The organism is Sinomonas gamaensis (assembly GCF_005876955.1).
GTDB classification, from domain to species: Bacteria; Actinomycetota; Actinomycetes; order Actinomycetales; family Micrococcaceae; genus Sinomonas; species Sinomonas gamaensis.
Genome location: NZ_SSCL01000014.1, coordinates 89,597 through 98,739, shown reverse-complemented (window position 1 = coordinate 98,739; position 9,143 = coordinate 89,597). Strand labels below are relative to the sequence as shown.

General features: G+C 65.1%; 17 protein-coding genes and 1 tRNA gene. 11 read left to right on the top strand and 7 right to left on the bottom strand.

From position 1 onward, the window contains the following. Positions 1–74 precede the first annotated feature (74 nt). The 3 genes from trxA to E5679_RS16855 all read right to left on the bottom strand — a co-directional run bounded on the left by trxA (position 75) and on the right by E5679_RS16855 (position 2,236). Entirely contained in the window at positions 75–452 is a 378-nt protein-coding gene (gene trxA / locus E5679_RS16865; RefSeq protein WP_138417997.1) for a thioredoxin, read from the bottom strand. A 96-nt stretch (positions 453–548) separates the two neighbouring features. Then, positions 549–1,778 carry an MFS transporter gene (locus tag E5679_RS16860; protein ID WP_138417996.1) on the bottom strand — a complete coding sequence of 410 codons (1,230 nt, stop codon included), beginning with the start codon at positions 1,776–1,778 and terminating at the stop codon, positions 549–551. Next, positions 1,775–2,236, bottom strand: a complete 462-nt coding sequence (locus E5679_RS16855; RefSeq protein ID WP_138417994.1) for a MarR family winged helix-turn-helix transcriptional regulator — start codon at positions 2,234–2,236, stop codon at positions 1,775–1,777. The genes E5679_RS16860 and E5679_RS16855 overlap by 4 nt, the downstream gene beginning before the upstream one ends. Positions 2,237–2,369: 133 nt before the next feature. On the opposite strand from E5679_RS16855, the gene E5679_RS16850 reads away from it, so the two are divergent. After that, the gene (locus E5679_RS16850; RefSeq protein ID WP_138417992.1) at positions 2,370–2,612 is read left to right on the top strand and encodes a hypothetical protein; all 243 of its coding nucleotides are present in this window, start codon (positions 2,370–2,372) and stop codon (positions 2,610–2,612) included. A 32-nt stretch (positions 2,613–2,644) separates the two neighbouring features. Here the strand turns inward: E5679_RS16850 and E5679_RS16845 are convergent. Next, positions 2,645–2,726, bottom strand: a tRNA-Tyr gene (locus tag E5679_RS16845). A gap of 83 nt (positions 2,727–2,809) precedes the next feature. Next, entirely contained in the window at positions 2,810–2,995 is a 186-nt protein-coding gene (locus E5679_RS16840; RefSeq protein WP_138417990.1) for a hypothetical protein, read from the bottom strand. 176 nt (positions 2,996–3,171) lie between these two features. On the opposite strand from E5679_RS16840, the gene E5679_RS16835 reads away from it, so the two are divergent. After that, entirely contained in the window at positions 3,172–3,657 is a 486-nt protein-coding gene (locus E5679_RS16835) for a YajQ family cyclic di-GMP-binding protein (protein ID WP_138417988.1), read from the top strand. Positions 3,658–3,741: 84 nt separating this feature from the next. On the opposite strand, the gene E5679_RS16830 is transcribed toward E5679_RS16835, so the two are convergent. Together E5679_RS16830 and E5679_RS16825 are read right to left on the bottom strand one after the other, a co-directional pair. After that, positions 3,742–4,785 (bottom strand): tyrosine-type recombinase/integrase, encoded by a 1,044-nt coding sequence (locus E5679_RS16830; RefSeq protein WP_249336196.1) that lies wholly within the window; start codon positions 4,783–4,785, stop codon positions 3,742–3,744. Beyond that, positions 4,757–5,437: a helix-turn-helix domain-containing protein gene (locus E5679_RS16825; RefSeq protein ID WP_138417986.1), complete on the bottom strand. Its 681-nt coding sequence runs from the start codon at positions 5,435–5,437 to the stop codon at positions 4,757–4,759. Before E5679_RS16825 ends, E5679_RS16830 begins: the two co-directional genes overlap by 29 nt. Positions 5,438–5,477: 40 nt before the next feature. On the opposite strand from E5679_RS16825, the gene E5679_RS16820 reads away from it, so the two are divergent. From E5679_RS16820 to E5679_RS16785, 9 genes are all read left to right on the top strand, one after another. Next, on the top strand, positions 5,478–5,702 hold the full coding sequence (locus E5679_RS16820) for a helix-turn-helix transcriptional regulator (RefSeq protein ID WP_212746995.1): 225 nt from the start codon (positions 5,478–5,480) through the stop codon (positions 5,700–5,702). 153 nt (positions 5,703–5,855) lie between these two features. Further along, positions 5,856–6,176, top strand: a complete 321-nt coding sequence (locus tag E5679_RS16815) for a hypothetical protein (protein ID WP_138417984.1) — start codon at positions 5,856–5,858, stop codon at positions 6,174–6,176. Positions 6,177–6,194: 18 nt separating this feature from the next. Then, a complete protein-coding gene (locus E5679_RS16810; RefSeq protein ID WP_138417982.1) occupies positions 6,195–6,974 on the top strand; it encodes a cell division cycle-associated 7 family protein in 780 nt (259 codons plus the stop codon). Further along, positions 6,971–7,153 carry a hypothetical protein gene (locus tag E5679_RS16805; protein WP_138417980.1) on the top strand — a complete coding sequence of 61 codons (183 nt, stop codon included), beginning with the start codon at positions 6,971–6,973 and terminating at the stop codon, positions 7,151–7,153. The genes E5679_RS16810 and E5679_RS16805 overlap by 4 nt, the downstream gene beginning before the upstream one ends. Next, positions 7,150–7,365, top strand: a complete 216-nt coding sequence (locus tag E5679_RS16800) for a polysaccharide deacetylase family protein (RefSeq protein WP_138417978.1) — start codon at positions 7,150–7,152, stop codon at positions 7,363–7,365. The genes E5679_RS16805 and E5679_RS16800 overlap by 4 nt, the downstream gene beginning before the upstream one ends. Next, positions 7,362–7,628, top strand: coding sequence for a hypothetical protein (locus tag E5679_RS16795; RefSeq protein ID WP_138417976.1), 267 nt, complete (start codon positions 7,362–7,364; stop codon positions 7,626–7,628). The genes E5679_RS16800 and E5679_RS16795 overlap by 4 nt, the downstream gene beginning before the upstream one ends. Continuing rightward, positions 7,625–7,789: a hypothetical protein gene (locus E5679_RS20930; protein ID WP_171042423.1), complete on the top strand. Its 165-nt coding sequence runs from the start codon at positions 7,625–7,627 to the stop codon at positions 7,787–7,789. Before E5679_RS16795 ends, E5679_RS20930 begins: the two co-directional genes overlap by 4 nt. Before the next feature lie 6 nt (positions 7,790–7,795). Further along, entirely contained in the window at positions 7,796–8,566 is a 771-nt protein-coding gene (locus E5679_RS16790; RefSeq protein WP_138417974.1) for a hypothetical protein, read from the top strand. A gap of 81 nt (positions 8,567–8,647) precedes the next feature. Further along, complete coding sequence (locus tag E5679_RS16785; RefSeq protein ID WP_138417972.1) at positions 8,648–8,956, top strand: HNH endonuclease; 309 nt, start codon at positions 8,648–8,650, stop codon at positions 8,954–8,956. Positions 8,957–9,143: the final 187 nt, after the last annotated feature.

The window sequence follows — 9,143 nt, the reverse complement described above, 5'->3', positions numbered from 1 at the left end:
CAACGAGCCAGCCCCAACAAACAGCAACGGCGCCGCTCCCGTTTCGGGGAGCGGCGCCGCGGCGTCGCGCTGATTTAGTTCTCGCCGCGAGCGGCCTGAGCCTCGGCGACCTTCCGGTGCACGTCCTCCATGTCCAGGCCCTTCACCGCGGTGATCACCTGCTCGAGCGCCTCAGGCGGAAGCGCACCCGGCTGGGAGAAGACGAGGACCTTCTCGCGGAACGCCATGAGCGTGGGGATTGACGTGATGTTCGCCTGGGCGGCCAAGACCTGCTCCGCCTCTGTATCAACCTTCGCGAAGACAACGTCCTGATGCTTCTCGGACGCAGCCTCATACGTGGGGGCGAACTGGCGGCAGGGGCCGCACCACGAGGCCCAGAAGTCAACGAGGACGATGTCGTTCTGCTCGATCGTGTCGGCGAACTGCTCGCCCGTGATGTTCTTGGTGGCCATGGATGATCTCCTCCTAGAGTGGCCGTTTAGGAGCACAACGACCTCTTCCCGTGGAACATTCCCGGGGTCACCTATCTCAAACGGCCCCCCAAAGAGTCAGACGGCGGCCGGCTCGTGCTCCGAGAGGTACGTCCGCCCGGCGAGCGCGATCACCAGGGCAATGACGAGCGCAAGAGCCGCCGCGTAGAACGGCACTGGAGCACCGAACTCTTCGCCGAGCTTCGTCGCCACGTACGGGGCGAGGGAGCCGCCCATCCACCGCACGAAGTTATAGCCCGCGCTCGCGACGGGGCGGGGCGAGTCGGAGACGCCCATGGCGAGTTCCGTGTAGACCGTGTTGTTGACACCGAGGAGGGCACCCGCGACGATCACGAGGACGACGACGGTCGGAACCGAATGCGCGGCTGCCGCGAGACCGAGGCCAACCAGGTCGAGCGCGAGGAGGGCGAGGGTTCCGGCAAGGACCTTCACGTCGCCGAAGCGGGCCTGGAGTGGCGGCGCAACGAAGACCGACGTCAAGGCGAGGGCCACGCCCCAGCCGAAGAACACGGAGCCGATGCCATAGGCGTTCATGCCGAGGATGAACGGCACAAAGGCCAGCACCGTGAAGAAGCCGAAGTTGTAGAAGAAGGCGCTGCCCGCCGTCGTCCGCAGCCCAGCATGGCCGAGCGCACGAAGAGGCGCGCTGAGCCTGGTCTTCTGGGCGGGAAGGGGCGTCTTGGGGAGCAGCGTCACAAGGGCGATGAATGCGATGGCCATCAGCGTCGCCGTCCCGAAGAAGGGAGCACGCCACTGCCATCCGCCGAGGAGAGCGCCGACGAGCGGGCCGAGCGAGATGCCGAGGCCGAGGGCCGACTCGTAGAGGATGATCGCCGTCGAAGTGCCGCCGGACGCGACGCCGACGATCACAGCGAGCGCGGTGGCAACGAACAGCGCGTTGCCGAGGCCCCATCCGGCACGGAAGCCAACGAGCTGCCACACCGAGCCGCTCGTGCCCGAGAGCGAGGCGAACACGACAATCAGCGCGAGCCCGATGAGGAGCGTCTTCTTGCCTCCGATCCGCGAGGAGACGAAGCCGGTCACCAGCATGGCCACGGCGGTGACGAGGAAGTAGCTCGTGAACAGGAGCGAGACTTCGCTCGGCGACGCCTTCAGGTTGGCCGCGATCGCGGGGAGGATCGGATCCACGAGCCCGATGCCCATGAACGCGAACACCGCCGCGATGGCGGTAGCCCAGACCGCCTTGGGCTGCCGGAAGAACGAGGCCTTCTCGGCTTGGAGGGTGTTGTGGGCTTCGGGTCCGTGGACTGCTGGCTCGGCAGTCATGAAAGGCGCTCCTTCGGGTTCGACAGGGTGTGCAGGTGCTCGTTGATCTTGTCCATGACAGGCAGCGCGGCGCGGAGGGCCTCGAGCTCGTCCGCCTCCAGGGTGTCGAGCACTGTGACCATTCGGGCCGTCCTGCGGCGGTTCGCCTCCTCGGCGGCCTGGTCGCCCCGGGGCGTCCGGACGACGACGACGGCGCGCGCGTCAGAGGGGTCAGCTCGCCTTTCGACGAGCCCGACCCGCTCGAGCCGGGCCACCTGTTCGGTGGCGGACGGGACCCGGACGCCAAGGTTCGCGGCGACAACTCCCATGCGAAGGCCAGCGCCTTCGGTCATGTTGAGGATGCTGACCTGGGTCGTCGACAGGTCGCTCGAGCCGTCGAGACGCCGGGAGACGAACACGGCGAGGCGCAGCATGCCGCGGAAGCGTTCCGCAAGCTCCGCGAGCTCCTGATCATTCATACTTAGGTAGCCTAAATGTTAGGCCACCTAAAGGCAATTGAAGGAGACAGAACTCACTCTTGGTGCTTGCGATGAGCCTGCAGCGGGGAGCACGGTGGGGAAAGGGAACCGCACGAGAAAGGACACCACGGTCATGACAGAAGAGCTCGTCCCCCGGGGCATCGCGATCCTCTCGGCAAGCGAGGTCATACCAACGGCTGCCCGCCAGCACTTGGACGTCATCAATGACGGCGCGAACGAAAAGGAGCGGGCGCGGGCCTTCATCGGGGCATGGGAATCCGTGCCGGACGAGGCCAAGCAGCAGTTCGAACCGGACGACAAGAGCACGCTTCTCGAGGCGTACCTCGCGGCGAAGTACATCGTCGACAGACAGTAAAACCCCGATCCGTAGACCGGGGTTTCACGAAGTGGCAGATGAGGGATTCGAACCCCCGTAGGCAATGCCAGCTGATTTACAGTCAGCCCCCTTTGGCCGCTCGGGTAATCTGCCGAGCACACACAGAAAGTCCGGGCCGAAGCCTTTTTCTCTGGGCGAGCAAGACAACCTTACAGAACATCGGCCTGTCAGTCGAATCAGGTCTCACTCGCTTCGGATGCGCCCGACCTGAGGATCTCGCGTTCGATCTTCGCCTCGAAGAGAGCGGCCTGCTCGGGTGTGATCTGATGCAGTTGGACCGCCCGCTGCAGATCCTCGTGCACGCCTCCGAGGCGAGCAGCGGCGACGCCACTGGCATCAGCACGCACAGCAGAGCGCGTCATTGTTCCTCCGTTCGACTTCCTATTGCGTTCAACGTTCGTGCGGGAACATGCACTCCGGCTGGACTTCGGCTAAGAGTGAACTGTGACCTCGGCTGTCCCAGCGAGAGCCACTAGGCTGGGGCCAAACACCGACTAGCGCCATAGCCGTGGCGCTTCAAACACGCCAGGAGGCACCCGTGGCAGATTCGACATTCGACGTTGTGAGCAAGGTCGACAAGCAGGAGATCGCGAACGCCCTCAACCAGTCCCAGAAGGAAGTCGCCCAGCGGTACGACTTCAAGGGCGTCGGCGCCGAGATCGACTTCAGCGGCGAGAAGATCCTCATGAAGGCCAACTCCGAGGAGCGCGTCAAGGCCGTGCTCGACGTGTTCCAGTCGAAGCTCGTCAAGCGAGGAATCTCGCTCAAGTCCCTCGACGCCGGCGAACCGTTCGCCTCCGGCAAGGAGTACCGCATCGAGGCCTCGATCAAGGAGGGCATCTCCCAGGAGCACGCCAAGAAGATCACCAAGCTCATCCGCGACGAGGGACCGAAGGGCGTCAAGGCGCAGATCCAGGGCGACGAGCTCCGTGTGTCCTCGAAGTCGCGCGACGACCTTCAGGCCACGATCGCCCTCCTCAAGGGCTTCGAGGATGCCGACCTGCAGTTCGTCAACTTCCGCTGAAAAGGGCCTCTCTGCCGCATGATTCCGGCGCTCAGTTCGCCTGAGTCCCCGCAGAGTCCCCAAGATTGCCGAGGACCGTACGCATCAGACCGGATGCTGCGGTCCTCGTCTTGTCTTCCGCCGTCGGCCACAGGTGTTCAGCGTGATCGTCGGCGTAGCGTGCCCGAGCGCCTTCAGGACCGTCACGACGTCGCACCCGTCCGCGATGAGGCCCGAGGCGTAGAAGTGCCTCAGGTCGTGCAGCGTGTACCGCTCGCGCAGGCCGGCCGCCTCGCGCACCTTCCGCCACTGGTTGCCGGCCGCGTTGCGGTTGAGCAGGTGCCCGCCGAGGGCGAACAGCCAGCCCTGGTCTCCCCAGACGCCGACAGTCTCGATATGCCGGGCGAGCATCGTCAGGAGCTCGTCGGGCACGTAGACCACACGCTCTGAGCCGTGCTTCGGCGGGACGACCTCGGTAGTCGCCCTGTTCTCGCCCTGCACCTGTCTTGTCACCTGGATCGTGCGGCGCAGGAAGTCGACGTCGCCCACCTGCAGGCCCGAGGCCTCCCCCAGGCGCAGGCCGGCGAAGGCGCACACGGCGACGTAGGGCGCGAACCACTCGTCGGCGGCCTCGAGAGTGTCCCGGACCTGTTCGGGGGTGGGGATCGCCATCGCAGCGTCACGGCGCCGCTTCCGGGGAAGCTTGATCTTCACGCAAGGATCCGAGCCGATCACCTTGTCGATCACCGCGGCTCGGAAGGCGGCGTGGATGAGGTTGTAATTCACCTCGACCGTGGATGGCGCGAGGCTCGTCGACATGCCCTTGACCCACGCTTGGACGTGCGAAGGCAGGATCTGCTTGATTTGCTTCTCCGCGAACGTCGTCGTCGCGAGCGCCTGCGCGGCCTTGAGCCTCGTCCCCCGCGCCCAGACCTGAGTCTCTGACCACTGGGCATACCACTGGCCGAACGTGATCGTGCCCGCCTTCGGGTCGACGTAGATCCCCGTGACGACCGTCGCCGTTACCTCGTCGAGCCACCGCTGCCCGTCGATCTTCCGCGGGAAGTGCCGCGAGATCTGCTTGCCGTCCGCGTCCCGATACCGGGCCCGCCAGACCCCGTTAGGGCGCTTCTGGAGATTCGCCACCATGACTCCTGATCGTTGCCGGCCCCAACACTCGGTCGTCGTTGGCTACGTGCTCTTCGAGCAGCTTGTGGGCTGCAGCGTCCAAGTCTGAAGGCCGCGAACCCGCTTGTTCGATCGCGAGCTTTGCCCCCTTGATTAGTTGGGCGGCGCGCATCTTCAAGTTCTCCAGCCTCTGCCGAAGCTCGCGCTCCGGCCATGACGACGTGTCCACCTGCTTAGCCCCGTCAAGAACTGCTTCGAGCTCCTCTATGGACTCGAGAAGCAGCCCGCGCCACACGCCGTAGTTGTGCTGCCTGTCTTCGACGTTTGTGATGGCGTTGATCAGCGATTCCACGATTTCGACGTCCGGGCTGCTCGACAAGAGAAGGTCAAACTCGATCTCAAGTGCCCTTGCAATCGCCAGCGCCTCGGAGAGCTTCACAGGCCTGGTCCCATCCTCGATGCGGCTCACGGTCGTCTGATGGAAGACCTTCCACCCCATGCCGACAAGGATTCGACTCAGCTCGCCCTGACTCAGGCCGCGTAGGTCGCGGATTCGCCTCATGTTGTGGCGAAAGCGCTCGTCGACGGCTCCGGGAGTCTCAACTTGATACACCATGTGACCGATCTTCTCACGAGAGCGCATTGACTTCCATAGAAACTTCAGTATGCTCATTTGCGAGGGACATCCTCACACCACGTGAAAGGAGGGGACGATGACCGTTCAGATCATGAATGAACAAGAGCGCAAGCTCGCCCACCAGAAGCTTCTGAGCCTCGCCGAGGTTTCTGAGATGACCCGTATCCCGGAGAACACCCTCAGGTACTACCGGCAGAAGGGCGAAGGGCCGCGTTTCGGGAAGCTCGGCGGGCGTCTTGTCGCCCGCGAGTCGGACGTGCTCGCGTGGATCGACGCCGCATTCGAGGACAAGAGCGCGTGACCGGTCTCGACCCGGCCGCGACCGACGCACTGCTCGAACTCGAGGCCAGCGGCCTCCAAGAACCACCCGCCGACGACGAGCACATCGGCGAAGACACGAACTAACTGTCTGGGGGACAGAGCAATGAAGACCTTCTCACCCAAGGAGAACGCAGTGAACGACCAGATCTCACACCAGAAGGACAACCTTGGGACCAACCAGAACCCGGCTACCGCCCCCGAAGGCTGGGAGCCGAACTACGACTGGAAGAGCGTCGACCCCGTCACAGGGGAGACCGAGGACGACCCCGACTCGATCATCGACTTCAGGGGACCGTCGATCTCTCGCCCCGGCTTCACGATCCTGCGCGCTTGGAGCCCGAGCGAAGGGCTTCTCTTCTGGGTTGACCACATCCGCGATGAGGCTTACACGCTCGACGAGCTCCGCGACCTCCGCGACCAGCTCGACGCGGTCCTCCGCGAAGCCCAGGGCTGACACAGGGGGCGGCGACTGATGGGGGCCACGAACGTAGCGCAGGTGTTCACGTACTGGACGCCTCTGCTCAAGCCTCGTGAAGCTCTGGCGCTCGCGTATATGGCCCTCATCAGCAAAGACACCGATAGCCCGTCCGTCTACTGGGGCGGCTGGCAGAAGATCGCCCAGGCGATAGGACTCGACCCCGAGGCGAAGTACTCGGACGAGCTCGTGCGGCGAGCTGTGGCGAAGCTCGTGAAAGTCGGCGCGATCGTGCCGAGCGGGCGGGCAAGGGTCGGGATCCGCGCCGAGTACGCGCTGGCCCTCGATCCACGGACAACGTGGGCTCCGACGTTGGGCAAAGGCCGCGAAGTCTCGTGGACCCCGCTCGAGCGTGAGCCCTCACAAACCGTCGGGGCTCAACCCAAGGAACCCTCACAGTCTGTCGGGGCTCCATCCGCACAGCCTGTAAGGGCTCAGCCCCCACGATCTGTGCGTGAGAGCCCCCATCAGCCGTCAGGGCCAAGGAGTACTCAGGAACCACAGGAGGAATACGGGGAGGATCACAAACAATCACCCAAGGCGGTTAGGTCACCTGTGCGAGCGGAGACGATCGCGAATCAGGGAGTGATCGAAGGGGAGTTGGTCGAAGACGAACAGCCCGCGGTGGCCCCGACACTCTCCGAGCTCTTCCAGCCCATGAAGCCTCCCTCGGAGACCATGCTCTGCTCCGACTGCCTTCGACACCGGTACCGCGACGAGATGACCCGTGTCGACGTCGGCCGCTGGGTCTGCTCCAAGTGCAGGGAGGCCGCATGAGTGAGCACGCGATCCCCGAGGACTACACGCCAGCCCCGTGGCTCATGGGCTACGGCAAGCGCGAGCTGCAATGGCTCGCCCAGCAGCTCCACGACCGCAACACACGACTCCAGATCGACAACCAGGCAATGCGTCAGCGCCTAGCGCTCTACGACGCACGAGAGAAAGGCACCAATTGACCGAGCACGTCTTCGACGTCCGTCCCAACCGCTACGACGACGTCGAGCGCGACAGCCGCACCATCCGCGCCGTCTTGGCGACGGTACGGGAGGACCCGGCAATCGCGATCTTCACCGGCAAGTCCCCCCGGATCATCCTCACCCCCGGCGCAGCGTTCACCCTCGCTAACCAGATCGCCGACCAGCTCGAAGCGATCCGGAACCGCAAATGAGGATGCTCGTCGTCGCCCCGGTCGACGTCACGGACAGCACCGCCCGCGTTCTTTGTCCGGCGTGCGACGAGATCCACTCCTACTACGCACGGGACCTCGAGCCCATCCCGATCCGGCCGGGCGAGGAACGGACCGTCACCGCGAAGTGCTACGCGGCCGCCGCACGGCGATCCCGCTGGAACTGCCGGGCGACCGTCGAAGCCGGGGACCTCTACCCACGAATCTTCAAGATCCGATTCCCACAGAAAGGCACGACCAAATGAGCAGCCTCCAGCGCGGCCGCGAGCTCTACGCCGAACACCACCCCAAGGCAGCCAATGCCGACGAGCGAGAAGCCGACGACGGCGACAACCAGCCCGAGCCCGCCAGCATGGCCGCCGGCCGTGCGGCCTACGCGAAGCGCAACCCCAGCAACCGGAAGTAGGAACCCATGAACCGCTACCCCCTTACCAGAGAAGACCGCGGAGCCAACCTCGGCAAGCTCGCCAGCACCCTCCGCAGCCTTCAGCTCGACCTGCCCAAGCAAATCCTCGCCGGACCAGTCGGCGCCCGCGGCTCTAAGTCGATCGAAGCCGTGGTCGAGATCCGCGACCACCTCGAAGACGCAGCACAAGCCGTCATCCGCGGCGAAGACCCCACCCAGCACCTCATCCTCCACGCAGCCTGGGCCCACCGCGACGACCTGCAGTGGCGACTCGAGGACTCCGGAATCTTGGCCTACATCGACCACGTGAACGACAGCGCCGACGAGGTCATTCGAGAGATTCGGGAGCAGGTCTTCAACCCAGCCCTCGACGAACTCGAGGAGCTCTACGAGGCGCACCCCAACGCCTTGTGGGATGAGGAGCTAGCAGCGAGCGCCGGCGACTACGCCCAAGCCCAGCGCGCACGGGACGCCAAGCCGACCGCCACGAGACTCTCACTGGCGATCAAGGCCCGCGAACTCCTGCACCCCGGAGCGTTCGACGACGAGGCGGCATGGGCCACCGAGCCGGGCGCACTCCGCCGTGGGGAGCCCGAGCCTGCATCCGTCCGCTGGTGGATGCACCTCATCGCCCTCGGCCTCGACCTCGACTACCCCACCGTCGGCGAGTGGGAACAGCGCCGCGACTCCGAAGGGTTCCGCCAGTCCGAGCCGACCATCTTCGCCAGATCCCTCACCGAGCACCCGGAGCTCGGCGCCCTCGACCTCAGCAAGTAACCCCAGCCAGCCAGCCTGCCGCGGCCCCGGGAGCACACCAGCCTCCGGGGGCCCGGCAGGACCCGAAGAAGGGACAACACGATGGCCACCAGCCGCACAGGCACAACCCAATGGATCAGAGTCAGAGACGCTGCCATCCGCAACGCCAAGACCGAGGGCATCGACCGCTGCCCGTTCTGCTCGGTCCTCCTCGACTACGACCAGGGCCGCCAGCCCAACAGCGCAGAAGTCGATCACATCGTCCCCCACTCGAAAGGCGGCAAGGACGTCCTGGCGAACACGCGGGTGTGCTGCAGGCGATGCAACCAGTCCAGAGGCAGCCGAGCCCTCCCGAAGGCCTTCCGGGCGTCCATCCCATCGCGGCCCCTGAAGACCTCAAGGCAGTGGTGAGTGGCGCTCAGACCCCACCGGGGACCCCCTCCCCCATCCCCCCGGGATTTCGCTCCTTCCAGCGTAGCGAATATCTCCCCCCGAGCTTTTCCGCATGACCGAACCGAAAGGAGGACCCAGATGGCAACCGTCGTCTACGGCACGGCAGGCTCTGGCGACAAAGAGCAGCAGGACCAAGAAGCAACGC

Bases quoted from the DNA above. Each gene is read 5' to 3' on its own strand.
- E5679_RS16785 (WP_138417972.1), top strand. From the start codon at position 8,648: ATGGCCACCAGCCGCACAGGCACAACCCAATGGATCAGAGTCAGAGAC.
- E5679_RS20930 (WP_171042423.1), top strand. From the start codon at position 7,625: ATGAGCAGCCTCCAGCGCGGCCGCGAGCTCTACGCCGAACACCACCCC.
- E5679_RS16790 (WP_138417974.1), top strand. From the start codon at position 7,796: ATGAACCGCTACCCCCTTACCAGAGAAGACCGCGGAGCCAACCTCGGC.
- E5679_RS16840 (WP_138417990.1), bottom strand. From the start codon at position 2,995: ATGACGCGCTCTGCTGTGCGTGCTGATGCCAGTGGCGTCGCCGCTGCT.
- E5679_RS16805 (WP_138417980.1), top strand. From the start codon at position 6,971: ATGAGTGAGCACGCGATCCCCGAGGACTACACGCCAGCCCCGTGGCTC.
- E5679_RS16850 (WP_138417992.1), top strand. From the start codon at position 2,370: ATGACAGAAGAGCTCGTCCCCCGGGGCATCGCGATCCTCTCGGCAAGC.
- E5679_RS16855 (WP_138417994.1), bottom strand. From the start codon at position 2,236: ATGAATGATCAGGAGCTCGCGGAGCTTGCGGAACGCTTCCGCGGCATG.
- E5679_RS16820 (WP_212746995.1), top strand. From the start codon at position 5,478: ATGACCGTTCAGATCATGAATGAACAAGAGCGCAAGCTCGCCCACCAG.
- E5679_RS16860 (WP_138417996.1), bottom strand. From the start codon at position 1,778: ATGACTGCCGAGCCAGCAGTCCACGGACCCGAAGCCCACAACACCCTC.
- E5679_RS16830 (WP_249336196.1), bottom strand. From the start codon at position 4,785: ATGGTGGCGAATCTCCAGAAGCGCCCTAACGGGGTCTGGCGGGCCCGG.
- E5679_RS16810 (WP_138417982.1), top strand. From the start codon at position 6,195: ATGGGGGCCACGAACGTAGCGCAGGTGTTCACGTACTGGACGCCTCTG.
- E5679_RS16795 (WP_138417976.1), top strand. From the start codon at position 7,362: ATGAGGATGCTCGTCGTCGCCCCGGTCGACGTCACGGACAGCACCGCC.
- trxA (WP_138417997.1), bottom strand. From the start codon at position 452: ATGGCCACCAAGAACATCACGGGCGAGCAGTTCGCCGACACGATCGAG.
- E5679_RS16825 (WP_138417986.1), bottom strand. From the start codon at position 5,437: ATGAGCATACTGAAGTTTCTATGGAAGTCAATGCGCTCTCGTGAGAAG.